This window comes from Acinetobacter sp. V110_1 (genome assembly GCF_031798975.1).
In the GTDB taxonomy this organism is placed as follows: domain Bacteria; phylum Pseudomonadota; class Gammaproteobacteria; order Pseudomonadales; family Moraxellaceae; genus Acinetobacter; species Acinetobacter nosocomialis_A.
Map to the genome: position 1 here is coordinate 17485 of NZ_JAVQNN010000019.1, position 24374 is coordinate 41858.

The window sequence follows — 24374 nt, forward strand, 5'->3', positions numbered from 1 at the left end:
GGAGCTAGACCTATGTCACGTCATCTTTACGCTATTGCTCGCCATAAGTTTTCACATCTGAGTCGTTCAATATGTGTGGCGGCGGCTGTACTAGGCACAACACAAATTGCAATGGCGGGTCCAACGGTCGATCAGCTCAGTGATTGTCTTGTTAAAGCGACAACAGCTTCAGATAAAACTACAGTGCTTCAGTGGACATTTACGGCTTTAGCAGCTCATCCCGATCTAAAAGCATTTAGTAATGTAACGCCTGAGCAAAAAGATCAGTTAGATCAAAAACTGGCTCAAGTTTTACAACGGGTGATTGTGGAGCAATGTTCTACCCAAACTAAAGCTGTGATTAAGGCAGAAGGTGTTAAGGCAGTTGGAGAAGCTTTCCAACAGTTAGGTCAAAGTGCTGGTGAAGATATTGTTAAAGACCCAGCTGTTAAACAGCAGTTACAAGGTACATTGCGTTATATCGATTTAAATAAATTAGTGACGACGTTTTTAACACCAGAAATTTGGAATAAATTAGGGATTACAAGATAAAAATCTAGTTTTCTATTTTAGTAATAAAGCCTGCTATCTAAGAGCAGGCTTTATTGTATTTGGGATAAAGAGATCTCTTTAGATCGTAATTGTAGCCCCTAAAACTTTCACAAATTGAGCTAACCAAGCTGGATGTGCAGGCCAAGCTGGAGCAGTCACCAAATGTCCATCTGTAACGGCATCAGTTACAGCAATATCTGCATATTGACCACCTGCGAGTTTTACTTCGACAGCACATGCTGGATAAGCAGAACAGAGGCGGCCTTTTAAAATGTCAGCCGCTGCGAGTAACTGAGCGCCATGGCATACGGCTGCAATTGGTTTTTTCACTCGATCGAACTCACGTACAATTTCGACAACACGTTCATTCATGCGTAAATACTCTGGTGCACGACCACCCGGAATAACTAGACCTACATAATCTTCGGTATTAACGGCATTAAAATCATAGTTAATCGCGAAGTTATGACCACGCTTTTCGCTATAAGTTTGCTCACCTTCAAAGTCATGAATTGCAGTCGCAATATGGTCACCATTCTTTTTATTCGGGCAAACCGCATGCACGGTATAACCTAAACTAGTTAAGAACTGGAAAGGAACCATAGTTTCATAGTCTTCAGCATAGTCACCGACTAACATTAAAATCTTTTTAGACATGATTTATCCCTCTTTTTAAAATATAAGTGATTTCTATTTTTAATTTAAATTAGCATAACGGTAGTGTGATTTTTAGGAAAAAGCTCATTCTTTAGTCGAAGAGTGTTTCGTAAGTGATATAAAAAAAGCCTCGATAAATAGAGGCTTTTAAATTTATGGGATCTACTTTTTATAACTCACAAGCTTTACCTTCATATTCATGACGGTTTACAACGTATTCTTGACCATTCCATCGATAAATAGCAGAACAGAAGCCTGGTCCCCCATTTTCAATATCAGGCCAGCCATCTTTGCCTTTAGTTTTCAAAAAGGTGGGAAGGCCAGAGTTGCTAAAGAGTTTTTTCCATCGACCATCTTTTTGCTGTGAAACAATATAGTAGCCAACCCCTGTATTGCCATAACACATACTGCTACTATCTTGAATAACTGCATCTTTATGACCATCACCATTTAAATCTTTATAAATAATAATTTCACCAGTATCACAGTTACCTTTCCAGCCATGTTTCGTTTTTTTGAAATTTGCAGCTTTAAAAATAGATGCTACTTCACTCTTTGGGACTTGAACCGTTTGAGCAAAAAGTGTCGAGTTTATTAACAATAAAGAAGCAGTAATAAGTAATTTATTTATCATGAGTAACCTGTTCAGCATAGTTTTAGCTTAAAAATTATTGTGGATTCATTGCATTTTAAAATAGATAAAAAACCCGCTCTAAAGCGGGGTTTTCTAAAAGCTAGATTGGTTTAACCAATCAATTTTTTCATTAATTCATTGACTTGAGCAGGGTTAGCTTTACCCTTAGAAGCTTTCATGACTTGACCAACAAGACCGTTAAAGGCTTTCTCTTTACCAGACTTGTACTCTTCAACCATTTTTTCATTGGCTGCAAGTACTTCTTTAATGATCGCTTCAATTGCACCTGTGTCGGTTTCTTGCTTTAAGCCTTTTTCCGCAATAATGTCGTCGGCAGATTTACCTTCCGATTCCCACATAAAGCCAAAGACTTGTTTTGCAATCTTACCGCTAATGGTGTTGTCAACAATGCGTGCAATCATGCCGCCAAGCTGTTCAGCAGAAACAGGTGAGTCAGCCAAATCTAGGCCTGCTTTGTTTAAAGCACCAGAGAATTCGCCCATTACCCAGTTTGCAGATACTTTACCTTGCTTCGCACCGCCAGCAGCAGCCACAACAGCTTCATAGAAGTCTGCCATTTCGCGTGAGAGCGTAAGTACATGTGCATCGTACTCAGTTACACCAAAGTCTGCGATAAAGCGTGCACGACGTGCGGCAGGAAGCTCTGGGAGAGCAGCGCGAGCAGCTTCGATTTGCTCATCTGCAATAATCACTGGTAACAAATCTGGATCTGGGAAGTAGCGGTAATCGTTCGCTTCTTCTTTAGAACGCATTGAACGCGTTTCCATTTTGTTTGGATCGAACAAACGAGTTTCTTGGTCGATACTTCCGCCGTATTCCAAAATTTCCATTTGGCGTTCAATTTCAACATTGATCGCTTGCTCAATGAAACGGAATGAGTTGAGGTTTTTAAGCTCACAGCGTGTACCAAACGGTTGGCCCGGACGGCGTAAAGACACGTTACAGTCCGCACGGAATGAACCTTCTGCCATGTTACCGTCAGAAATACCTAACCAACGTACTAATGTGTGAATCGCTTTGATATAAGCAACCGCTTCTTCAACTGAACGCATGTCTGGTTCAGAAACGATTTCAAGCAAAGGTGTACCGGCACGGTTTAAGTCAATGCCAGACATGCCTTCAAATTGGTCATGTACAGATTTACCCGCATCTTCTTCAAGGTGAGCACGAGTTACACCAATACGTTTAGTCGTACCATCTTCAAGTTGAATGTCGATGTGACCCAAGCCCACAATCGGGTTATCCATTTGGCTAATTTGATAGCCTTTTGGTGAGTCAGGGTAGAAGTAGTTTTTGCGTGCAAACACAGATGCTTGGTCGATGTAAGCATCGATACCCAAACCAAAGCGAATTGCAAGATCAACCACTTTTTCATTCAAAACAGGGAGTACACCCGGCATTGCCAAGTCGACAAGGCTCGCTTGTGTATTTGGGTCTTGACCAAACTCAGTCGATGAACCTGAGAAAATTTTAGAATTGGTTGCAAGCTGAGTGTGAATCTCAATACCAATAACGACTTCCCAACCGTCAATCAATTTCAACTTTTGAGCTTCAGCCATTATGCATTCTCCTCAGCAATTGCCGCACGTTTAGTATGGAAATCGGTATTTTGTTGGTATTGATGAACAATCGACAACAGTTGTGATTCTGACCAGTAGTTACCAATTAATTGTAAGCCTACAGGTAAACTGTCTTTATCAAAACCAACAGGAGCATTAATAGCTGGTAAGCCTGCTAAGTTCACTGCAAGTGTATAGATATCGCCTAAATACATTTCAGTTGGGCTTAAGTTCGCACCAATTTTATATGCAGTTGTTGGAGCAGCAGGAGCCGCAATCACATCTACATTTTCAAATGCTTTTAAGAAGTCTTGTTGAATTAAACGACGTACTTTTTGTGCTTTTACATAGTAAGCATCGTAATAACCTGCAGAAAGCGCATATGTACCAATAAGGATACGACGTTGAACTTCTGGACCAAAGCCTTCTGAACGAGAGCGTTTGTAAAGATCCATCAAGTCTGCCGGGTTTTCACAGCGGTAGCCGTAACGAACGCCATCGTAACGAGATAAGTTAGATGATGCTTCTGCTGGCGCAATGAGGTAATACGTCGGTACATAAGCTTCAGTCATGTTGAGATCGATCTCAACAAGCGTAGCACCCATTTCTTCAAGCTTTTTCAAAGACTCTTCAACACGTGCTTTTACGTCGGCATCTAAGCCAGCAACGTTAAAGTACTGTTTAGGAATACCAATGCGTAAACCTTTTACAGATGTGTTATTCAAGTTTGCAACGTAGTCATCAACCTCTTTTTTAACCGAAGTCGAGTCTTTTGCATCGTGACCTGCAATTACATTCATCAGGTAAGCACAGTCTTCAGCAGAGCGTGCCATTGGACCTGCTTGGTCTAAAGAGGATGCATAAGCAATAATGCCGAAGCGAGATACACGACCATAAGTTGGTTTTAAGCCTGTTAAGCCACAGAAAGAGGCAGGTTGACGAATTGAGCCACCTGTATCAGTACCCGTAGCGAAAGGCGCTAAATCAGCCGCTACAGCCGCAGCAGAACCACCTGATGAGCCGCCAGGAACATGGTCAAGTGCCCACGGGTTACTTGTTGCACCAACATATGAGCTTTCAGAAGTTGAGCCCATCGCAAACTCATCCATGTTCACTTTACCTAAAGTGACAAGACCAGCTGCTTTAGTTTTTTCAACAACAGTTGCATCGTAAGGAGAAATGAAGTTGTCTAGTATTTTTGAACCGGCAGTTGTTTTAATGCCTTTGGTACAAAAGATATCTTTGTGAGCAAGTGGAATACCCGTTAAAGCAGTTGCATTACCCGTTTTTAAGGCTGCATCGGCTGCATCTGCTTCAGCAAGCGCTTGCTCAGGCGTAACCGTCACGTAGCTTTTTACCAGTGGGTCAATTTTAGCAATACGTTTTAAATAGTGTTCAGTCAGTTCGCGAGATGAAAACTTCGCTTGGCTTAAGCCTTCAGCAAGTTCACGAATTGATAAGCGATGTAAATCAGTCATGAGTAAAATTTCTTTACATTCAAAATTGGGAAGATGGATTAATTGACTAAAAGTTATTCAATCACGCGAGGAACAAGATACAAACCATCTTGAGTTGCAGGTGCAACAGCTTGGTATTCATCTCGATGATTGCTTTCAGTTACCACATCAGCACGTAAAGGTTGAGGATTGTCAAAAGGACTCTTCAAAGGTTCTACGCCTTCCGTATCAATGCCTTTTAAGGTTTCCATCATGCCTAAAATTTTATTTAGACTTTGAGCATATTCAGCAGATTGCGTATCATTGAGCGACAATCGAGCAAGATTGGCGATTGCTGAAACTGTTTGTGCATTTAAATCTGCTGAATGCTGTGCATCCGATGTAGACATAACATCACCTAATCAGTATTAAAAATTTTCAAAATATCGTGCGTTATAATAAGCGATTGACTTGTTCAAATCATCACATTTAGTTTAAAGTTGCCACCTTGCATCCACATGAAAGTTTAACTGAGAACGAACCGTGATTCTAAAACGACTAATTGGCTTGTTTTCGCCGGATCTAGCCATTGATTTAGGTACAGCAAATACACTTATTTATGCACCAGGCCGCGGCATTATATTAAATGAACCAACAGTTGTGGCAATTCGTCACAGTGGTTCACAAAAAATTGTTGCTGCTGTAGGGCTGGATGCGAAACAAATGTTAGGCCGTACGCCTGCAAATATTTCTGCAATTCGTCCAATGAAAGACGGTGTAATTGCAGACTTTGAAGTGACTGAAACCATGCTGAATCAGTTCATTGGTAAAGTTCACGAAAAACGTTTGTTCCCACCTGCACCTCGTGTAGTTGTATGTGTACCATGTAAATCAACTTTGGTCGAGCGCCGTGCAATTCGTGAAGCCGTATTTAATGCGGGTGCCCGTGATGTGCGCTTAATTGAAGAGCCAATGGCTGCTGCAATTGGTGCGGGTATGCCAGTTGAACAAGCATGTGGTTCTATGGTTGTGGATGTTGGTGGTGGTACAACTGAAATTGCAATTATCTCATTGCAGGGTTGTGTCTATGCCGATTCTTTACGTATTGGTGGCGATGTATTTGATGAGCAAATCATTAACTATGTTCGTAAAGCTCACGGTTGCGTAATTGGTGAAACCACAGCGGAAATCATTAAGAAAGAAGTTGGTATGGCTGTTTCTGATGGTACAACATTAGAAATTGAAGTACGTGGTCGTAACCTTGCAGAAGGTGTGCCTCGTGCTATTACTGTAACTTCTGACGAAATTACTCAAGCGATTTCTGATCCGTTACAAAGCATTGTAAGCGCGGTGAAATCTGCTCTTGAACAAACGCCTCCTGAACTTTCTTCTGATATTGCTGAGCGTGGTATTGTGTTGACAGGTGGCGGTGCATTACTTCGTAACCTCGACAAATTATTAGCGCAAGAAACTGGTTTACCAGTTGTTGTTGCTGAAGATCCTCTTACTTGTGTGACCCGTGGTGGTGGTAAAGTATTAGAATTCTTCGACAACCCGAACCATGACATGCTTTTCGTCGGTTAAGTTTAAGGATTAGGCGGTGCAACCGAATATTTTTTCAAGACAGCCGCCATCTTTCCGCTCGTTTATTATTGCGGTCATTACATGCTTGGTTGTGCTGTTCTTTGATTGGCGCATGCCTTATGTAATTCAGCCAGCAAGGGATGTCTTGTACGCTGCATATAATCCAATTTATGCGCTTGCAAGCTATCCGGTACTGTCGAGAGAATGGCTGAATCAACAAACTAAATCAGAAACACAACTGCGCCGTGAAAACACTGCAATGCAGGCTGAGTTGTTACAGGCTCAGGTTCGTTTGCAGAAACTGTCTGAATTGTCTGCTGAAAATACCCGATTACGTGGTTTACTCGATACACCATTAATTATTGATGGCCGTATGGAAATTGCCGAAGTAATTGGAACAGATGCCGATCCGCTACGTCACATTATCATTATTAACCGTGGTTCAATGGATCACCTTAAGGTTGGTCAAACGGTTCTGGATGATAAAGGGATTATGGGGCAAATCATTAATGTATACCCTCATAGTTCACGTGTGATGCTACTTTCTGATAAAGAGCATTCACTTTCTGTTCGTTTAGAGCGTACAGGCATGCGTGCGATTGTTTCGGGAACTGGTGATTTAGGTCGTTTGAAAATGGAATACGTTCCAACCAGTGCAAATATTCAGGTCGGTGATAAAGTATTAAGTTCGGGCTTAGGTGAGCATTTCCCAGCAGGCTATGCGGTCGGTACGGTGGCTAAAATCCGTCGCCATAATTCAGGTGAATTTGCTGAAATTGATATTACGCCAGCTGCTCAACTTGCAACAGGACATCACGTGGTTGTGCTTTTCTCTGACTCATTAGCGAAGGAGCAACCATATGCCGATCGCTAAATTGAAACGTGAGAAGCGTAAAGATCCACTATGGGGAATTATACTCTCTGTTATCGTGGGTTCTGTGCTCATGGTTTACCCGCTTTCCTACGATATTTCTGGCTGGCGTCCATTGTTCATGCTTATGATCATGTTATTTTGGGTCGTTTGCCAACCAACATGGTGTGGGGTGTGGTTTGCATTTGGCATGGGAATTTTTACAGATCTATTGCTTGATGCACCTTTGGGCCTAAATGCTTTAAGTTTTGTTATTGTTACCTTTGTAACCCGTTTTTTAATACGTGAACGTCGGATTTTGACTTTCGTTAATTTATGGACGATTGCCATTTTAGTGATTATTGCGCACTTGGCATTTATGTGGGTAACCCAAACCATGGGCGGCATTCATTTTTCGATTGCTCGACATTGGCAACCGTTAATAACAAGCATTTTAACTTGGCCTGTTGTTTACTATTGTTTAGCAAAATGGCGCATTTAATTTTAGCTTCAAGTTCTCCGCGTCGCAGAGAGCTCTTACAACAGTTGGGCTTAAATTTTGAAGTTTATAGCCCTGATATTGATGAATCTGTTCATGACGGTGAGCTGGTTCATCAATATGTTGAGCGTTTGGCAAGAGAAAAAGCTCAAGCCGTATTAAATATTTTTCCAGATTCAATTGTTATTGCTGCCGATACAAGTCTTGGGCTTGATGGTCAGATTATTGGTAAACCTGACTCAAAACAGCATGCTTTTGAAATTTGGAAACTATTATCTGGCCGTTGGCATGATGTGTTTTCCGGAATTTGTATTGCGACACAGCAGCAAATCTTGAGTCAAGTGGTGCAAACACAAGTTGAGTTTGCATCAATGACTACGCCAGATATGGAAGACTATTGGGCCACAGGAGAACCTGTAGGGAAGGCCGGTGCATATGCAATTCAAGGAATTGCTTCGCAATATATTCCCAAAATTCAAGGAAGTTATAGTAATGTGGTAGGGCTTCCTTTGTACGAATTTTCACAGTTATTCAAAAGAGTGAAGACATAAGGGGTTGTTGATAATTCTTGATTGAATTGCATTGTCGATGAATAGTGGACAAAGCTACATTAACAGTCCCTCTGACTCTTTAATAAAAATTTTATAATGCTTTGAGTTTATGTATGTCAGAAGAACTACTTATTAATGTCACACCTATGGAGTGTCGGGTGGCATTAATCGAAAATGGAACTGTTAATGAGCTGTATGTTGAACGTACAGTGAAACGAGGACTTGTCGGCAATATCTACAAAGGTAAAGTTGTCCGTGTGCTTCCAGGCATGCAAGCGGCTTTTGTTGATATCGGCTTATCTAGAACAGCCTTTTTGCATATTAATGATATGGTTTGGCCTCGTTCACAGCCAACACCTAATGTTTTTGAATTACTTCATCCGGGGCAAATTCTAACCGTTCAGGTGATGAAAGATATGCTTGGTACGAAAGGCGCTCGCCTGAGTACAGATCTTTCAATTCCTTCTCGCTATTTAGTTCTTATGCCATATGGTAACCATATTGGTGTTTCACAGCGTATTGAGTCTGAAGAAGAGCGCGAACGCTTACGCAATATCATCGAAGGTATTCAGGCAGAGCATAATCTACCTGGTAGTGTGATTGTTCGTACTGCTGCAGAAGGCGTAGATGATGCTGAGATTGCTCAGGACATGTGTTATCTCAGTAAGCTATGGGAATATATTCAGCGTAAACAAGTTGATGTTGCAGTTCCTTCTTTAATTTTTGAAGAGCTACCACTACCACAACGAATTATTCGTGATTTGGCCAGTGAGGAAACTGCAAAGATTTATGTCGATTCGAGAGAGATTCACGGCAAACTGCGTGAGTTTGTAGATGAATTTGTTCCGAATATGCAAAGTCGCCTGATTCACTACCCAGGTGAGCGCCCGTTATTTGATCTCTATAACGTTGAAGAAGATATTCAAAAAGCGCTACAAACACGTGTTGCCCTAAAGTCTGGTGGTTATTTAATGATTGACCAGACTGAGGCTATGACTACGATTGATGTCAATACAGGCTCTTATGTCGGTGGTCGTAGTCTTGAAGATACTGTCTTTAAAACCAATATGGAAGCGACTCAAGTCATTGCACGTCAGCTTAGATTACGAAATCTAGGGGGTATTATCATTATTGATTTTATTGACATGCAAGAAGCGATTCACCGTGAAGAGGTGATGCGTCAGTTTGAGAAAATGCTTGAACGTGATCATGCCAAAACCAAAATCACACAGGTGTCTGAACTTGGCTTAGTTGAAATGACACGTAAACGAACACGTGAATCGTTAGAACACTTGTTATGTGAGTCGTGTCCAACGTGTCAGGGGCGTGGTTTTGTCAAAACAGCGGAGACAGTGTGTTACGAAATATTTCGAGAGATATTACGATATACGCGTGCATTTGAGTCAACGAGTGGCTTTACTGTTGTTGCCCATCCTTCTGTGATTGACCGATTATTAACTGCAGAAGCCCCTGCAGTGGCTGATTTAGAGCACTTTATCAACAGAGTTATTAAATTTCAGGTCGAAAATTTATATACGCAAGAGCAATACGATATCATTTTAAGTTAAAGTTGTAACAAGATATCGCTTAATCCTTGTTACAACTGAAATTTTACTTTCATTCATGAATTTTAAATACTACTTACGTACAGTAGCCCTAGACGTTCTCCCCATTTAAAACGTCTTAGCAAACAATAAGAGGTATAACCCATGAATGTAAGTGAAAACTTAATTAGCAACGGTCTTAAACATGTTTTAGAAAGCACGCCAGTAAATAGCTGCTATATGTTGAATGACCAAGGTAAAGAAGTACCGATCACAACTGCAATGATTCGCTCAGTATGTCATCAGTTGCTTAACCAGTGCCGCACAATCAAAAAATAAGGGGCCAATTCAAAGCCCCTTAATTTTTTAACTCGCTGAATGATGTTTCAGATGTTTCTCTTCAATAATTTCTTCAAAACGTTGAATCTCATCTTCAAGATGAGTTAAAAGGTTTTGCATTTTAGGTAAAGCATTTCGACATGCTGTTAAACCTACTTCCAGCTTATCTAAATAGCTCGTCATCGTAATATTGAGTGCTTGTCCATCCATGACAATAGAAGCAGGGTAGAGCGCATCTAATTTCGCACCATTCCAATAAAGTGGCTCACGTGGGCCTGGTACATTGGAAATGACTAAATTGAATGCCTGACGCTTAGGAAGCATCCCAGACATGATATTTAGACCTGCCGGACCATAAACCACAGCGCTATAGTTTAAAATCTCGTTTGCAGTCATGCGGCTAAAGCGTTGCTTTGAATTTTGCATACTACGACGAATAATTTCGAGTCGTTCTAGAGGTTGGTCTTTATGGGTCCCCAAATTCGCTAGAATCATCGTAATGCGGTTACTCACGTCAGAATCATCTGTGCGTAGTGAAGCGGGCACCATCGCAATAAGAGGCTTTTTAGGCAAGCTATTATGGCTAATCAGGTATTCACGTAGGGCACCTGAACAAACAGCAAGTACGACGTCATTGATGGTCACACCAAGCGCTTTAGAAATCTTTCTAAGGCGACTTAACTCGAAAGATTGGGCTGCAAAGCGACGTGAAGCACTTACGCGCTGATTTAAAATAGAAACTGGGGCCTGAAAAGTCGAAACATAGTCAGGATTTTTCCCCATTTCTTTAAAAATAGTTTGTGATAACTCATGCATAACTTTAGGTGTAACCTTAAGCTGTGACTTGATGCCTCCCAAAATACTTTTGATTTTACTGGTACTTGGTTTTGGCACTTTTAAGCGCTTTGTTCTTTTACTTTCTACACACCAAAGGGGAACTACATGTTTTTCTTGTGGGGTCTTAGATAGAGACTTTTCAATTAAACGCATACCCGCAACGCCATCTACCATGGCATGATGAATCTTAAAGTACATCGCGAAACGATTACCTTCGATTCCTTCAATAATGTCGCACGTCCAAAGCGGTTTTGCTCGGTCAATTAAAGAACTATGCTGCTGCGAAATATAAACCAGTAACTCACGGATTCGGCCAGGGTGAGGCAGGGCAATATGACGGAAATGGTGATCAATATCGAATTCTTCGTCTTCATCCCAAAATAAGCCATTCAAGCGGTTATTGAAGGGTGGGACAGGAATACTTTTTGATTGGCGAATTTCTTCTACTAAATCACGTACAAAAGTTTCAGGGACATTTTCAGGAATTTCAAATAAAAACAATCCGCCAACATGCATCGGTTGTTGCCGTTTTTCTAGTGATAGAAAAATAAAATCAATAGGGTGTAATGGACGCATAACTCGTTGTGCCTCATGCTTTTTTCTAAGAAGCCCTTAACTGAGCTCTTATTAGAATTATAGAACCGTAAAATTTAGTATATAGCGTTTATTACAGATTAAATATGACTTTGTGTACGAGATATAACTGTAAAAAAAACCACTGATTCATCAGTGGTTTTTTTATACCAGACTATTTTTTTAAGTTGCCTGCATGTAAGCCACATTCTTTTTGCGTTGCTTCTTCCCACCACCAGCGTCCTTCGCGTTCATGTTGGTTTGGAAGTACTGGACGCGTACATGGTTCACAGCCAATAGAAACAAAACCACGCTCGTGTAGAGGGTTGTATGGAATTTCCATCATACGGATGTAACTCCACACATCGGCACTAGACCAGTTCGCAAGCGGATTATATTTAATAAGTTGCTTGCCTGGGCCTGAGAAACCAGCATCAGCTTGTACCACTGGAATTTCAGTACGTGTACCCGGACTTTGATCTTTACGTTGACCTGTAATCCAGCCATCTAAAGTCGCAAGTTTTTTACGTAAAGGTTGAACTTTTCTAATACCACAACATTCTTGGTGCCCATCTGTAAAAAAGCTGAATAAACCTTTTTCGTTTACCATGTTTTGAACAGCTTCAGATTCAGGGAAACAAATTTCGATATTGATATTGTAGTGTTTACGGACAGTTTCAATAAACTGATAAGTTTCGGCATGGAGGCGACCAGTGTCGAGACTAAAGACACGGAACGGCTTACCCAAACGTGAAGCAATATCGATTAAGACAACATCTTCTGCTCCCGAAAAAGAAATTGCAATTTCACCTTGTTGGCTTAATGCAAGTTCTAAAATCTCACGTGGGCTTTTAGCTGCATATTCAGCCGCGAGAGCATCTACGATATCAATAGTCGGAATAACGGTCATGGGTGTTCCTGGCAAAAGGCTTGGGCGCATTGAGTTATGAAAAATATTCTAAAGGATAGTAAATAAATTGCTTAGCACTTTAATTTCGATCCTTATGAATAAAATTGATTTGATCAATAACAGCGCAAATCTGAAAATCTTAATGGTATGATACAGCAATTTTTAACCAACGTTGGAAGCATTCATGGAAATCGTATGCCTAGATCTTGAAGGGGTTTTAGTTCCTGAAATCTGGATCAATTTCGCAAAAAAAACAGGGATTAAAGAACTAGAAGCAACAACTCGTGATATTCCGGATTATGATGTTTTAATGACTCAGCGTCTGAATATTTTAAAACAACATGGTTTAGGCCTAAACGACATTCAAGAAGTCATTGCCGAGATGGGACCGTTACCAGGCGCCAAAGAGTTTGTTGAATGGGTGAGCAATCATTTCCAACTGGTGATTTTGTCCGATACTTTCTATGAGTTTGCTCATCCTTTGATGAAGCAATTAGGCTGGCCAACAATTTTCTGTCACAAATTAGAGACTGACGAAAATGGCATGATTACGGCTTATAAACTACGCCAACCAGATCAAAAGCGTGAGTCAGTTAAAGCGCTTCATGGTTTAAATTTCCGTGTAATCGCTGCTGGTGACTCTTATAACGATACAACGATGCTCGGTGAAGCTGATCATGGCTTCTTGTTTGATGCACCTGCAAATGTTATTGCTGAGTTTCCACAGTTTCCAGCAATTAATGGCTATGATGCACTAAAAGAAGCAATTCGTTCAGTTTCGCAGCGTAATATTCCCGCTTAAGAATGGTCAATAAAAAAGGCGCTTCAAGCGCCTTTTTTATATGAATGAGTTTGAAACTTAGAATTTATAACCAAGTTTTAAACCATAAGCGATCGCGTTATTGTCAGAGAACTCTGCAACATATTGATCGCTACCAGCTTGGGCACCAGTTTGTGCTTTAGCATCACCCAACCAGAAGTATTTCACACCACCAGCAATAAATGTTTGTGGAGTAGGGCTATATTGAACGCCTACACCTACGTTCCAGTAACCTTCTGTTGGACCTAATGTAGTTACAGGGTTACCTGCGCCAGAGTCCCAACCTACAGAGATATTACCTGCCCATTTTTCATTGAGTTTACGACCTACACCAGCATTCACTGTCCATTGATCGTCTGAATATTCAACTAAGTTAAAACCATTTGGACGACCAACGAGAGGACCAACAACTTGTGAAAGTTGGCCAAATTTGTATGGTTGAATCGCGAAATCTTTCCAGTTCACCCAACGTACGTTAGCAAATGCAACAGTATTTGCCATGATACCTGTTTGGAAATCAAAGTTTACTGATTGAGGTGTCGTGATTGTTGTATCAGCTGAACTATTCGCAATTGCAGCAGCAGCTGCATCTTGTCCTAAAAGTGATAAAGCTGGAAGAGTAGGGATTTTTTCGCGAATATTTACGTCATGATCAATTTCAGAACGATAAGTTAAAGAAGCTTTAAGTGCAATTTCAGGAATTTGATATGCAACACCAGCTAACCAACCCGCTCCACCTGTTTCTTTAATGTCGGCATCATAACCGTTATAAATACTATAAGCTTGCCCGCGTAAACTTACATTTCCTTTGATCGTTTGATAAACACCACCCGCGTAGATATTCCAGTTTTGAGTTGGTTGGAAACCAAACACAAAAGATAAGTTTTGAGTATCAACTTTAACTTTTGTATTACCAGTTCCAAGCAAACCGTTGACTCGCTTTAAACCTGCATCTACTTGTGCTGCAACGCCTTGTTTTACACCAGCATCAATAACTGCTTTAGTTGTTGGGTCGTTATTGTAGGCATTTAGTGTTGCTGCAAATTGTGCTTGACCTGCTGGAGTAGATAAATTAACCCCTTGTGCTTGAAGAGCTGCGCCAACACGTTGATTTGCTGTTAAATTATTAAAAGTTGTATTAATAGTATTTGTACGGATAGTATCTAATGCTGCTGGAGCTAAAATAGTATTAGACGGGTCAGAAACAAAGACATTCTGACCACTGTACTCAGCATCCGCTCCAAATGGTTGGTCGTAAAGTAAACCAAAAGAAAACTTATCGTTGAGTTGTAATTTTAGTGCGGCATTTGGGAAATAATAATCATTACCCATATCATCAATATTACGACGTGTTGCACTTACCCCAGCTTCTTTACCCTCTACAGTTGGATCTAAAATAGTGATACCTGCTTCGAAGTAGTTATTCGGTTGTAAAAATGCGGACATCGATTGTCCAGAGCGATCCAAAGCTGCCGCAAAAACCCCAGTTGCAGGCAGCGTTGCTAAAATCATTGCAGTGCTCAGATGTTTTAATTTCATTTTAATCTTTCCTTGAACTTCAAGACATTTTTTTAAAAGTAACAGAGTTAAACCGTTTAAACTGTGTTGCTTTCAAAGCTTTTAATTACAAGTTTCAAAGCTTTGATAACTCCATGTAACAAAAATAGCATAATTACACTAAGAGTAAATCTGTTATATGAACTGAAGAGTACTCACTTTTTATACAAAAAAAGTCAATAAAGGATGAAATATGAAGGAATATTTACATTAATAAACCAATTTAAATAACTGATATTTATATTTTTTATCTATTAGTAATAAGCTTTGTTTTTATGACATTTTTGTCATAAATTCAAAAAAAATGGTCAAAGATTTTTTTGTAAAAATATGAATTGATTGGTTATGAATTGAGTATTAGTTATCATTTTTACTGGATAAGTCTAGTTTCTTTACATGTGTATATTATTGATTAAGTTTTATATTCCTAAATACCCAGTGAAAATTGAGCAAATTTTTTGACCATTTGATCAATTTTTATAAGGGTTTAATTACTACTTCTAATTCTCTATAACTTAAAAGAATAACCAAAAATGAAAAATAGGTCTGGTTATTCTACTTTTAGAGCTAAAACATAGTATTAAAGGGGATATAACTTTTCATCAAATTCTTCAAGTTTGGGAAACTTTAAAGGTTCGAGCTGGTCGAGGTGAGTAAGGTACGTTATATAGTCCTCAAGAATGGTTTCTCGTGCTTCTTGGCTAATATAAGGTACATGATAGGCAATGAATGGTGGAAGAACTTCAAAGCCAGTATAAGCTAAGGTACCGCGTTGAATAGGTGATAGATAATGCTCTATTGGTCCGTGAATAGAGTTCTCGCCAAACATATGCGTTCTACCGCCCAGTGTTAAACAGAGCATCGCTTTTTTACCCGCCATCCCACCATGGTTATAAAAGCGTTTTCCGCCATAAAAAAGTCCTGAAACGAATACGCGATCAATCCATCCTTTTAAAATGGCTGGGACAGAGGTCCAGTAAAGAGGAAAGTTTAAAATGATCAAATCTGCTCGTTTTACCTTTTCAATTTCCGCTTGAATATCAGATGCTAAAAGGTTTTGCTTGATGGCATTACGTTGTTCTAATGCGTAGTTGAAATAGTCGGGCTGATTGAGTTCTAAAAAATCCTCTTTAGAAGCTACAGGGTTGAACTGCATTGCATACAAGTCAGAAACTTCTACATGATGACCCAACTTTTTAAAGATTTGTTGAGCTGTCGTTTTCAGCGATGTTGTAAAAGACTGTGGCTCTGGATGAGCATGAACAATTAGGATATTCATAAGGTGACCTGTCTTCTTTTCAGAAATTGTGCTGTGTAGCGTGATTCAGTGGATTCCGCTTTGAACAACTATGCATCAATTTAAAAACGTGGCATAGTTCATGAACTGACAGTTTTTACCATTTGACGCCACAATTATGATTGCTAATGGATCACGCATGAATCCAGAATTACCCGGAACTTATATTAATTTATTAGTTGATATGGTTAAGCGCTGGAATATCTCGGGTGATCAGCTTTTAGATGGAAGTGGCATAACATTAGAACAATTAACTAAACCCTATTGGTATGTTGAATTTAATGCTTTAAACAAACTTCTTGAACATGCTATTGAGCTCACTCATGAGCCAGCATTAGCGGGTTATTTGGCTTTGGAAATGAAAGCATCTTGTTATGGTTCGGTGGGTATGGCGGCCATGGTCTGTGCAAATTTAGAAGAAGCCCTAAAAACACTTGAACAATTTATTGGATCACGTTGTGATGCATTTAAGCCAGAGTTAAAACAAGAACAAGATAATATTTACTGGTCTATACGCCAGCCTTTGAAAGCTTTTCAGTTGAGACCAAATGCTACTATTTTTTTGTTATTAGGTTTTGTTCAAATCGCGAAGCATCTAACAGGATTATCTTCTTTAGGTACCGTTAAGTTAAATATGTCTGAACCCGTCGGTTTTTCAAAACTAAAAGAAGAATTGGGTGTAGATTGTTTATTTAATGAAAAACATAATGCCTGGATTTTTCCAAAAAAATATTTATCGCAGCCTATCCTAACAGCCGACCCGATGCTTGCACCTTTACTAAAAGCACAGTGTAAAAAAGATATAGATAAACTGAAGTTACGCAGCGGATGGAAAGCAGAAATTAGTCACGTAATTAAAAAATTATTGATGAATAATCAGGGAGAAATGTTAAAAGTTAAGCAAGTCGCTCAAATAATGAATATGTCAGAGCGTAGCCTGCAACGATATTTGGCAACCGAGAATACAAGTTTTTCAGCATTAGTTGATTTAACTCGAAAAGAACATGCGCATAATCTTTTAGAAAATAGTGCAACATCAATTGAAACTGTGGCCTTAAGTTTAGGTTATGCAGATACATCCCATTTCACCCGCGCTTTTAAACGCTGGATGGGAGTGACACCGAAGTATTATCAAATTCAGTTAAAACTAAAAAATTTAGAGATACGTGAATAATCTAGAAGACCACAAATTTGAAAGTGGTCTTCTAAATATGCATTAAGTTGATGATTCTTGTTTTGATGAAAGTGAATGAATCACTTCAAAATAGCTAGGCGGAACTGGAACATGACCACGTTCTCTTAGTACTTTGTGCATACGCGGTAATTTAAAATATGGCACAGAAGCCATTAAATGATGTTCCATATGGTAGTTTACGCGGATTGGTGCAACAAAACTTCTCGCAATCCATCCAGCTCGTGTTGTTCGAGTATTGGTTAAAGCAGTATTGCTGGTTTGCATACCAGCATGTTCTGCCATAGAGCGAATACGTAAAAAAAGTGGGAATGGGGTTAAATAAGCCAGAGGCCATAACCAATAAAAACGTTGCTGACCAAATGCTTTTAGAACACCATAAAGTGCCAGATTGGTTGCAATAGCGCCTGTACTGTTTTTTGCAATACTCTTTGCATAGTCAGTGAAATTTTTATGACTGCGGTCTAGCCAGACTTGATCATTGGCAACAGTCCATTTCATGACATCCAGATCCATTAAAACTCGACCTAAGCTAAACTTTAAGCCACTCATACCTGTTAAGTCGCGTAAGAATTTACGAGTCAGAGACTTTTTACTGACAGGAAAGCCAGCAACTAAAGAAAGATCTGGGTCATCTGGAGTAGATGTTTTTGCATGGTGACGAACATGGTGTACACGATATTTTTGAAGATCATTCCAGATGGGGCGGGCGCATAGCCATTCACCTACGAAATCATTTATTTTCTTATTTTTGAATAGACTTTTGTGAGACGCGTCGTGCATTAAAATTGCGAGACATAACTGACGGCCCGCCAAGATTGCTAAGGCAAGCATACATGCTAATAATTTACCCCAACTCGGTAAGTAATCCCACATCATGATTAAGCTAGCGAATGTTCCGCCAATAACAGCCCATGTGCTGGCAACAGCCCAAGCACCATAGGCATCTGAAGGTTCGGTAAGCTCTTGTATTTCTTCTCTGCTAAATAGATCTGTAACACTCACCTGTGTATTCATTTTTATTCTCCCAAATTAGAGTTTGGTATCTGTATTTTATATTACAAATATAGTTATAAAAATTTAAAAAGTGAAATATTTGTTTGTAAAAAAATAAATCAGATGACTATAGATTTAATTCTTGTTCATATATTTTTTTCCAAAGTTTTTGACCGATCGCGTCTAGCTGCTGTACATCTTGAGCAAATTGATTACGCGCAGATTCATTTACAAATGGCGTTGGTAATAGGGGATCATTCATAAGTAAAGCAATCGTTTCCCTACCTAAAAGAAGGGCTTTAACTGCTGCATCGTTTAAGGAGAGGTGAGTATAGTTCTCAAGCCAGTGTGTGATATCTCGACTATACATTTCATAATTTTTTTCGAGTTGTTTGGTATCCCATAAAGAAAAAATTTGCTTAAGCGTTGATGGCTCGAAGTGCTGAATAATACAAATTTTTGCTTCTTTCTCTAGTCCCGCTAAAACAAGCTCCTCACAGGTTTTTTCAAAACTATAAGCTAAATTGTCTGGGCGGATGTAAATACCCGTTTCTAATTCTTTAAAACCAAATTGACGCAGCACACGTTCACGCTTTTTAAGAGCAGTTCGGTCTATACGACCTAATGTGCCTGTAAACACAGCAAGATAATGCTGCTGCCATTCTTTAGTTTGTTTAATACCATTTTTACGATTGAGAATTACTTTTGCCCAATCTTTCGTAGAAGGGGAAAGTTGATAGATTCCGCGTTCTACGCTTTCGATCATTCCTTCATTTAACAAACGAGTTGTCGCAACTCGAATACCATTTTCACTTAAGTTAAACAGTTTGGCTGCCACCAAAATTTGTTTAATACTCAGCTGAGGGTACGCAGAGGAAAGAAAGAGATCGATAATCAGATGACGTGCGTTGATTTTAGTATTTTTCATTCTGTTTAAATTTTAAATATAAATGACATATGCTTGAAATAATATCATGTTTATTTGATGTTTTTAGATGGTTTGTTGGATTGCTTGAGCGTGAGTGCTTTTATTTATAACTAGAAGACGATTTGTTATTGATTAGATTTTATCTTTTTACGATAGTTAACCTAAGTTTGTCATAATGATGTGATACATTATTGCACTTTAAATAATCGGCCTTTAATTAAAGGCAATAACCAAAATGCTAGAAATGATCTGATATTGAACATGAATTAGGCCAAAGTGTTGGTTTATCCATGATATAAAACAAATTTTTAGACCTTTCTAGTGATTAACTTTTTGAGCAAGTGATGGAAAATTTTGAAGTTATAAAAGCACTATTTCTAGGGTTTGTTGAAGGTTTAACTGAATTTTTACCAATTTCCAGTACTGGCCATTTGATTTTATTTGGTCATATTATCGATTTCCATTCAGATGGTGGTCGTGTATTCGAAGTAGTGATCCAGTTAGGTGCTATTTTGGCAGTGTGCTGGTTATATCGACAAAAAATTATTAACTTGATTAAAGGCTTCTTTAGTGGCGATGTAGAGTCGCGTCATTTCGCTTTTAGTGTATTAATTGCTTTTTTCCCAGCAGTGATTATTGGTGTTTTAGCCGTCGATTTTATTAAAAGCGTTTTGTTTAGCCCAATTGTGGTTGCGATTGCCCTCATTGTCGGTGCACTCATTATTTTCTGGGTTGAATCTAAACAGTTTGAGCATAAAACATTAGATGCGACAAAAATCACTTTTAAACAGGCACTTTTAGTCGGCCTTGCTCAATGTGTTGCGATGATTCCAGGAACTTCTCGTTCAGGTGCGACAATTGTAGGTGGGATGTTTGCAGGTTTATCACGTAAAGCTGCAACAGAGTTTTCGTTCTTCCTTGCAATGCCGACCATGTTAGGTGCTGCTACATTTGACTTAATTAAAAATGCTGATGTGTTGACCTCAGACAACATGATTAATATTGGTGTTGGTTTCGTTGCAGCATTTATTGCAGCTTTATTTGTAGTCAAGGCACTCGTACTTTTTGTTGAACGTCACACTCTACGTGTATTTGCTTGGTATCGTATTGTGCTCGGTGTCATTATTTTGATTGCAGCAATGTTCTTTAACTTATCTGCTTAATAGTCAGACTAAGTGAAAAAACCTAGATCTTCTAGGTTTTTTTATGCCTAAAAATAGCTTTAACTTGCTTGTTTATACAAAGTACTACCAAGAAACGCTTTTTCCTTTTAGTTTGATTGATATAGTAAATCTTAAATAGCCCGTAAAAATAAAACGATGCAACAGAATGATTTGATGAAAAGTTTGGTAGAGGCTTTTTTATATTTAGCTCCTCAAGAAGGGCTATATCCTACCTATATTTCAAATATCACTCTTATGAGGGTTGATCATTCCACACAGCCTGTCGCTGTATTACAAGAGCCTTCAATTGTTTTAGTCATACAGGGCGTAAAGCGTGGATATATCGGAAAAGAAACTTTTCAGTTTCAACAAGGCCAGTGTTTACTTATCTCGATTGCTATTCCTTTTGATTGCGATACGTTGGTTGAAAATGAACCGATGCTGGCAATTGCGATTAAGTTTGAAGCACAAATGATGGCTGATTTAGCCACTAAAATGGATAAAGAGCAGCAGTCATCCATAGATGAGCTTGAAAACAGAGATACAAAGCTCAGTTGTGGTTTAAATATTATAGATATGAACGCGGCAATATCTGAGGTTGCTTTACGCTTATTGAATTTACTTCGTTCTAAACAAGATACCGCGATATTGGGAGAGCAGATAAAACGAGAGCTTATTTATAGGGTTTTACAGGCCGGTAGTCGTGATTTAATCGAAAATCTTTCGGCTATGATAAGTCGAAATAGTGTGATTTATACAATTTGTGAAATTATTCAAAGAGATTACTATCATAATTTAACGGTTCAGGAACTTGCTAAACAAGCAGGAATGAGTGTCTCTCTTTTTCATCAAGCGTTTAAGAAAGTCACCAACTATTCTCCATTACAGTACATTAAGATTACTCGATTACATAAGGCACGTGATTTAATCTTAAATAATCAAATGGGTGTTGCGGAAGCTGCCTATCAGGTAGGGTATGTAAGTGCCTCACAGTTTAGTCGAGAGTTCAAACGGCTGTTTGGAGTTCCACCTAAATCTTCAATGAATTAAAGTAAATCAATACATTTAAAATATAAACCAAACATGGAGCATATCAATGAGTCTTCCAACAACTATGAAAATTGTTGAAATTACGGTTCCCGGCGGACCTGAGGTCTTAAAACTTCAAGATTCAGATGTTCCAGTTCCTCAAGCAGATGAAGTGTTAATTGAGGTAAAAGCTGCTGGAATTAACCGCCCAGACGTATTGCAACGTATGGGCTTATACCCAATGCCAAAAGGTGTTACGCAAATTCCGGGACTGGAAGTCGCTGGGGTGGTAGTTGCTGTAGGTGAACAGGTGCAACAGTTCAAAGTTGGAGACAAGGTTTGCGCTTTAACCAATGGTGGCGGGTATGCAGAGTATTGTGCTGTCACTGCAACTCAAGTATTGCCAATACCTGAAAATCTAACATTTACTCAAGCTGCTGCGATTCCGGAAACATTCTTTACAGTTTGGGCAAACCTGTTTGATATCGGCCGTTTAAAAGAAAACGAAACAGCACTGATTCATGGTGGTGCAAGTGGTATTGGGACCACAGCTTTAGCGATTTGCCATGCTTTAGGGATTAAAACTTTTGCTACAGTTGGAAGTGAAGATAAAGTTGCAGCACTCTCTAACTTAACGACTGCAATTAACTATAAAACCCAAGATTTTGAGCAAGAAATTTTGAAACACACCCAAGACCAAGGTGTTGATGTGATTTTGGATATTGTGGGTGGTTCATATTTCTCGAAAAACTTAAATCTATTAAAACGTGATGGTCGACTGGTCATTATTGGTTTTATGGGCGGTCGAATTGCAAAAGAATTTGATTTACAAAAACTGATTTTAAAACGTGCAACTATTACTGGCTCAACCATGCGAGCACGTAATAGCCAAGAAAAAGCCCAGATTGCTCAGTCCTTACATGAACATGTGTGGCCGCTCTTAGCGCAAGGTAAGTGCTTACCGCAAATCTATAAAACCTATGATTTTTCAGATGTACAAAGTGCCCATGCATGTATGGAACAAGGTGACCATATTGGAAAGATCGTTTTAGAGATTAATACCTAATTTAATCTGTGACAGTTTAGGTGAACGTCATGTTTGCCTAAACTGAAATTTATAATTATTAATTGTGCCTATTTCTATATAAAAATTGCCAAATTCTATTGGCGTGTTGCACCAGTTTCTTGATCTAAATATACATGTACTAAGAAATAATAACTGGCTTAAAGCTGTTATTTCGTTCTTCAATTCTAAAGGATGGTAACAATGAATACCCCAGCATCAAATGATAAAAATCCGACTCCAGATTTGGCAGAAGATAATGCATTCTTCCCATCACCATACTCACTAAGCCAATATACCTCGCCTAAAACAGATTACGACGGTACGACTTACCCAACGCCGTATACAGGTAATAAAAAGGTCTTAATGATTGCAACCGATGAGCGTTATATCCAGATGCAAAACGGTAAGTTCTTTTCTACCGGAAACCATCCAGTAGAAATGCTTTTGCCGATGTTTCATTTAGATAATGCTGGTTTTGAAATTGACGTTGCGACACTTTCCGGTAATCCAGCCAAACTTGAAATGTGGGCAATGCCAAAGCAAGAGCAGGTCGTATTAGATACTTTTCATAAATATGCAGATAAATTAAAAAATCCGCTAAAACTTGCCGATATTTTAGAAAATGCAGTGGGGAAAAACTCACCATATGCAGCTGTATTTATTCCAGGTGGGCATGGTGTTTTAGCTAAGATTCCACATAGCTTAGATGTCAAAAAAGTTCTGAAATGGGCAGTTGAACAAGATAAATTTATTATTACTTTATGTCATGGACCAGCTTCGTTACTTGCTGCGGCAGTAGATGAACAGCCTGAGAATTATATTTTTAAAGATTATCAAATTTGTGTATTCCCTGATTCATTAGATAAGGGGGCAAATATTGATATTGGTTATATGCCGGGGGCTTTACCGTGGTTAGTCGGTGAGAACCTTGAAAAACTTGGTGTGAAGATTTTGAACACTGGTATTACAGGTCAATGTCATAGAGATCGTAAATTATTAACAGGCGATAGTCCGCTTGCTTCTAACAATTTGGGCAAGCTTGCAGCTGAAACATTGCTGGCTGAAGTGAAGGATTAATTAAATGCGTGCGCCCTGCGGGACTCGAACCCACGTCGGTCGCTTAGGAGGCAACTGCTCTATCCAGTTAAGCTAAGGGCGCATAATTTTCTGATTATAAACAAAAAAGCTATTGCCAAGGCAATGGCTTTTTTCATGTTTTAGGTATTAAAACTTTTGCCATAGTAACTAATAAAAAGTTAAAGCACTCAAAGGTTTTACAATGGTTTATGTCTTATATAAAAAATAGAGTTTATAAAGCTAAAAAATCACAAAAAATTCATGTTTGTCTTTCTATGATCTGAAGCAAAACACGAAAACATTCAAGGCAAGCAATCGGGTAAGTGAAGCTATTTCCGAAAGGTTGTTTGTTAAAGAATCAGATTTGGTTACAGGATAATTTAAAAGGTCATAACATGAAAAAAATTGATGAACAGGACTTATCTAGAATTATTGAAATGGCATGGGAAGATCGAACCCCATTTGAAGCAATTGAGCGAGAGTATGGTTTATGTGAAAGTGAACTTATTCGTTTAATGAGATACAACTTAAAATCGAGCAGTTTTAAACTCTGGCGCAAACGTATGGCAGGGCGTAAAACCAAGCATCAGCAATTACGTTCACCAGAAGTTGAAAGAGCTTACTGTTCTCGTCAGTATAAATATGCGTAAGACCATAAAATATAATCAATTGAAAGACAACTGATTCAACAATGAAGAGTAGTGTTGAATCAGTGAAAACAATC

At 39.0% G+C, this 24374-nt stretch carries 25 protein-coding genes and 1 tRNA gene; 14 read left to right on the forward strand and 12 right to left on the reverse strand.

What is annotated here, in order from left to right:
• Positions 1–12 precede the first annotated feature (12 nt).
• A complete protein-coding gene (locus tag RMA95_RS07420; RefSeq protein WP_004705802.1) occupies positions 13–531 on the forward strand; it encodes a hypothetical protein in 519 nt (172 codons plus the stop codon).
• Between the two features lie 78 nt (positions 532–609).
• On the opposite strand, the gene RMA95_RS07425 is transcribed toward RMA95_RS07420, so the two are convergent.
• From RMA95_RS07425 to gatC, 5 genes are all read right to left on the reverse strand, one after another.
• On the reverse strand, positions 610–1188 hold the full coding sequence (locus RMA95_RS07425; protein WP_311070034.1) for a DJ-1/PfpI family protein: 579 nt from the start codon (positions 1186–1188) through the stop codon (positions 610–612).
• Between the two features lie 169 nt (positions 1189–1357).
• Positions 1358–1822, reverse strand: a complete 465-nt coding sequence (locus RMA95_RS07430; RefSeq protein ID WP_263614494.1) for a hypothetical protein — start codon at positions 1820–1822, stop codon at positions 1358–1360.
• 110 nt (positions 1823–1932) lie between these two features.
• A complete protein-coding gene (gatB, locus tag RMA95_RS07435; RefSeq protein ID WP_000796643.1) occupies positions 1933–3402 on the reverse strand; it encodes an Asp-tRNA(Asn)/Glu-tRNA(Gln) amidotransferase subunit GatB in 1470 nt (489 codons plus the stop codon).
• Positions 3402–4880, reverse strand: a complete 1479-nt coding sequence (gene gatA / locus RMA95_RS07440) for an Asp-tRNA(Asn)/Glu-tRNA(Gln) amidotransferase subunit GatA (protein WP_311070035.1) — start codon at positions 4878–4880, stop codon at positions 3402–3404. The genes gatB and gatA overlap by 1 nt, the downstream gene beginning before the upstream one ends.
• Positions 4881–4933: 53 nt before the next feature.
• Positions 4934–5248, reverse strand: coding sequence for an Asp-tRNA(Asn)/Glu-tRNA(Gln) amidotransferase subunit GatC (gatC, locus tag RMA95_RS07445; protein ID WP_000107699.1), 315 nt, complete (start codon positions 5246–5248; stop codon positions 4934–4936).
• A gap of 133 nt (positions 5249–5381) precedes the next feature.
• Between gatC and RMA95_RS07450 the strand changes: the two genes are divergently transcribed.
• The 6 genes from RMA95_RS07450 to RMA95_RS07475 all read left to right on the forward strand — a co-directional run bounded on the left by RMA95_RS07450 (position 5382) and on the right by RMA95_RS07475 (position 10205).
• Complete coding sequence (locus RMA95_RS07450) at positions 5382–6422, forward strand: rod shape-determining protein (protein ID WP_000601379.1); 1041 nt, start codon at positions 5382–5384, stop codon at positions 6420–6422.
• A gap of 16 nt (positions 6423–6438) precedes the next feature.
• Positions 6439–7296, forward strand: coding sequence for a rod shape-determining protein MreC (gene mreC / locus RMA95_RS07455; protein ID WP_002051136.1), 858 nt, complete (start codon positions 6439–6441; stop codon positions 7294–7296).
• A complete protein-coding gene (gene mreD, locus RMA95_RS07460; protein WP_002051447.1) occupies positions 7283–7774 on the forward strand; it encodes a rod shape-determining protein MreD in 492 nt (163 codons plus the stop codon). The genes mreC and mreD overlap by 14 nt, the downstream gene beginning before the upstream one ends.
• Complete coding sequence (locus RMA95_RS07465) at positions 7762–8322, forward strand: Maf-like protein (protein WP_311070036.1); 561 nt, start codon at positions 7762–7764, stop codon at positions 8320–8322. Before mreD ends, RMA95_RS07465 begins: the two co-directional genes overlap by 13 nt.
• A 113-nt stretch (positions 8323–8435) precedes the next feature.
• Positions 8436–9890, forward strand: coding sequence for a ribonuclease G (rng, locus tag RMA95_RS07470; RefSeq protein WP_004712131.1), 1455 nt, complete (start codon positions 8436–8438; stop codon positions 9888–9890).
• A 141-nt stretch (positions 9891–10031) separates the two neighbouring features.
• The gene (locus RMA95_RS07475; RefSeq protein ID WP_002116397.1) at positions 10032–10205 is read left to right on the forward strand and encodes a PA1571 family protein; all 174 of its coding nucleotides are present in this window, start codon (positions 10032–10034) and stop codon (positions 10203–10205) included.
• 27 nt (positions 10206–10232) lie between these two features.
• Here the strand turns inward: RMA95_RS07475 and RMA95_RS07480 are convergent, their stop codons facing one another.
• Together RMA95_RS07480 and RMA95_RS07485 are read right to left on the reverse strand one after the other, a co-directional pair.
• Positions 10233–11618 (reverse strand): wax ester/triacylglycerol synthase family O-acyltransferase, encoded by a 1386-nt coding sequence (locus RMA95_RS07480; protein ID WP_311070037.1) that lies wholly within the window; start codon positions 11616–11618, stop codon positions 10233–10235.
• 172 nt (positions 11619–11790) lie between these two features.
• Positions 11791–12525, reverse strand: a complete 735-nt coding sequence (locus RMA95_RS07485) for a phosphoadenylyl-sulfate reductase (RefSeq protein WP_263614490.1) — start codon at positions 12523–12525, stop codon at positions 11791–11793.
• 184 nt (positions 12526–12709) lie between these two features.
• Between RMA95_RS07485 and thrH the strand changes: the two genes are divergently transcribed.
• Complete coding sequence (gene thrH, locus RMA95_RS07490) at positions 12710–13327, forward strand: bifunctional phosphoserine phosphatase/homoserine phosphotransferase ThrH (RefSeq protein ID WP_002051289.1); 618 nt, start codon at positions 12710–12712, stop codon at positions 13325–13327.
• A gap of 57 nt (positions 13328–13384) precedes the next feature.
• On the opposite strand, the gene RMA95_RS07495 is transcribed toward thrH, so the two are convergent.
• Both RMA95_RS07495 and RMA95_RS07500 read right to left on the reverse strand, forming a co-directional pair.
• Positions 13385–14884: an outer membrane protein transport protein gene (locus tag RMA95_RS07495; RefSeq protein WP_311070038.1), complete on the reverse strand. Its 1500-nt coding sequence runs from the start codon at positions 14882–14884 to the stop codon at positions 13385–13387.
• A 598-nt stretch (positions 14885–15482) separates the two neighbouring features.
• Positions 15483–16181 (reverse strand): NAD(P)H-dependent oxidoreductase, encoded by a 699-nt coding sequence (locus tag RMA95_RS07500; protein ID WP_311070039.1) that lies wholly within the window; start codon positions 16179–16181, stop codon positions 15483–15485.
• Between the two features lie 157 nt (positions 16182–16338).
• On the opposite strand from RMA95_RS07500, the gene RMA95_RS07505 reads away from it, so the two are divergent.
• A complete protein-coding gene (locus RMA95_RS07505; RefSeq protein WP_311070040.1) occupies positions 16339–17373 on the forward strand; it encodes an AraC family transcriptional regulator ligand-binding domain-containing protein in 1035 nt (344 codons plus the stop codon).
• A 42-nt stretch (positions 17374–17415) separates the two neighbouring features.
• Here RMA95_RS07505 and RMA95_RS07510 read toward each other — a convergent pair whose 3' ends face one another.
• Together RMA95_RS07510 and RMA95_RS07515 are read right to left on the reverse strand one after the other, a co-directional pair.
• Entirely contained in the window at positions 17416–18408 is a 993-nt protein-coding gene (locus RMA95_RS07510) for a fatty acid desaturase family protein (protein ID WP_311070041.1), read from the reverse strand.
• A 106-nt stretch (positions 18409–18514) separates the two neighbouring features.
• The gene (locus tag RMA95_RS07515; RefSeq protein WP_199999255.1) at positions 18515–19315 is read right to left on the reverse strand and encodes a PaaX family transcriptional regulator C-terminal domain-containing protein; all 801 of its coding nucleotides are present in this window, start codon (positions 19313–19315) and stop codon (positions 18515–18517) included.
• Positions 19316–19659: 344 nt separating this feature from the next.
• On the opposite strand from RMA95_RS07515, the gene RMA95_RS07520 reads away from it, so the two are divergent.
• The 4 genes from RMA95_RS07520 (at position 19660) to hchA (ending at position 23650) form a co-directional block, all read left to right on the forward strand.
• Complete coding sequence (locus tag RMA95_RS07520) at positions 19660–20478, forward strand: undecaprenyl-diphosphate phosphatase (protein WP_017393864.1); 819 nt, start codon at positions 19660–19662, stop codon at positions 20476–20478.
• Positions 20479–20634: 156 nt separating this feature from the next.
• Entirely contained in the window at positions 20635–21528 is an 894-nt protein-coding gene (locus RMA95_RS07525) for an AraC family transcriptional regulator (protein ID WP_311070042.1), read from the forward strand.
• Positions 21529–21574: 46 nt separating this feature from the next.
• The gene (locus RMA95_RS07530) at positions 21575–22573 is read left to right on the forward strand and encodes an NAD(P)H-quinone oxidoreductase (protein ID WP_077162459.1); all 999 of its coding nucleotides are present in this window, start codon (positions 21575–21577) and stop codon (positions 22571–22573) included.
• A 201-nt stretch (positions 22574–22774) separates the two neighbouring features.
• Positions 22775–23650 (forward strand): glyoxalase III HchA, encoded by an 876-nt coding sequence (hchA, locus tag RMA95_RS07535; RefSeq protein ID WP_077168683.1) that lies wholly within the window; start codon positions 22775–22777, stop codon positions 23648–23650.
• Between the two features lie 9 nt (positions 23651–23659).
• Here the strand turns inward: hchA and RMA95_RS07540 are convergent.
• A tRNA-Arg gene (locus tag RMA95_RS07540) sits at positions 23660–23732 on the reverse strand.
• A 313-nt stretch (positions 23733–24045) separates the two neighbouring features.
• Here RMA95_RS07540 and RMA95_RS07545 point away from each other — a divergent pair.
• A complete protein-coding gene (locus RMA95_RS07545; protein ID WP_311070043.1) occupies positions 24046–24300 on the forward strand; it encodes a TIGR03643 family protein in 255 nt (84 codons plus the stop codon).
• The last annotated feature ends 74 nt before the right edge of the window (positions 24301–24374 follow it).

Excerpts from the sequence above, each read along its gene's own strand:
- RMA95_RS07420 (WP_004705802.1), top strand. The coding sequence starts at position 13 with ATGTCACGTCATCTTTACGCTATTGCTCGCCATAAGTTTTCACATCTG.
- RMA95_RS07425 (WP_311070034.1), bottom strand. The coding sequence starts at position 1,188 with ATGTCTAAAAAGATTTTAATGTTAGTCGGTGACTATGCTGAAGACTAT.
- RMA95_RS07430 (WP_263614494.1), bottom strand. The coding sequence starts at position 1,822 with ATGATAAATAAATTACTTATTACTGCTTCTTTATTGTTAATAAACTCG.
- gatB (WP_000796643.1), bottom strand. The coding sequence starts at position 3,402 with ATGGCTGAAGCTCAAAAGTTGAAATTGATTGACGGTTGGGAAGTCGTT.
- gatA (WP_311070035.1), bottom strand. The coding sequence starts at position 4,880 with ATGACTGATTTACATCGCTTATCAATTCGTGAACTTGCTGAAGGCTTA.
- gatC (WP_000107699.1), bottom strand. The coding sequence starts at position 5,248 with ATGTCTACATCGGATGCACAGCATTCAGCAGATTTAAATGCACAAACA.
- mreD (WP_002051447.1), top strand. The coding sequence starts at position 7,283 with ATGCCGATCGCTAAATTGAAACGTGAGAAGCGTAAAGATCCACTATGG.
- RMA95_RS07465 (WP_311070036.1), top strand. The coding sequence starts at position 7,762 with ATGGCGCATTTAATTTTAGCTTCAAGTTCTCCGCGTCGCAGAGAGCTC.
- rng (WP_004712131.1), top strand. The coding sequence starts at position 8,436 with ATGTCAGAAGAACTACTTATTAATGTCACACCTATGGAGTGTCGGGTG.
- RMA95_RS07475 (WP_002116397.1), top strand. The coding sequence starts at position 10,032 with ATGAATGTAAGTGAAAACTTAATTAGCAACGGTCTTAAACATGTTTTA.
- RMA95_RS07480 (WP_311070037.1), bottom strand. The coding sequence starts at position 11,618 with ATGCGTCCATTACACCCTATTGATTTTATTTTTCTATCACTAGAAAAA.
- RMA95_RS07485 (WP_263614490.1), bottom strand. The coding sequence starts at position 12,525 with ATGACCGTTATTCCGACTATTGATATCGTAGATGCTCTCGCGGCTGAA.
- thrH (WP_002051289.1), top strand. The coding sequence starts at position 12,710 with ATGGAAATCGTATGCCTAGATCTTGAAGGGGTTTTAGTTCCTGAAATC.
- RMA95_RS07495 (WP_311070038.1), bottom strand. The coding sequence starts at position 14,884 with ATGAAATTAAAACATCTGAGCACTGCAATGATTTTAGCAACGCTGCCT.
- RMA95_RS07500 (WP_311070039.1), bottom strand. The coding sequence starts at position 16,181 with ATGAATATCCTAATTGTTCATGCTCATCCAGAGCCACAGTCTTTTACA.
- RMA95_RS07505 (WP_311070040.1), top strand. The coding sequence starts at position 16,339 with ATGAATCCAGAATTACCCGGAACTTATATTAATTTATTAGTTGATATG.
- RMA95_RS07510 (WP_311070041.1), bottom strand. The coding sequence starts at position 18,408 with ATGAATACACAGGTGAGTGTTACAGATCTATTTAGCAGAGAAGAAATA.
- RMA95_RS07515 (WP_199999255.1), bottom strand. The coding sequence starts at position 19,315 with ATGAAAAATACTAAAATCAACGCACGTCATCTGATTATCGATCTCTTT.
- RMA95_RS07520 (WP_017393864.1), top strand. The coding sequence starts at position 19,660 with ATGGAAAATTTTGAAGTTATAAAAGCACTATTTCTAGGGTTTGTTGAA.
- RMA95_RS07525 (WP_311070042.1), top strand. The coding sequence starts at position 20,635 with ATGCAACAGAATGATTTGATGAAAAGTTTGGTAGAGGCTTTTTTATAT.
- RMA95_RS07530 (WP_077162459.1), top strand. The coding sequence starts at position 21,575 with ATGAGTCTTCCAACAACTATGAAAATTGTTGAAATTACGGTTCCCGGC.
- hchA (WP_077168683.1), top strand. The coding sequence starts at position 22,775 with ATGAATACCCCAGCATCAAATGATAAAAATCCGACTCCAGATTTGGCA.
- RMA95_RS07545 (WP_311070043.1), top strand. The coding sequence starts at position 24,046 with ATGAAAAAAATTGATGAACAGGACTTATCTAGAATTATTGAAATGGCA.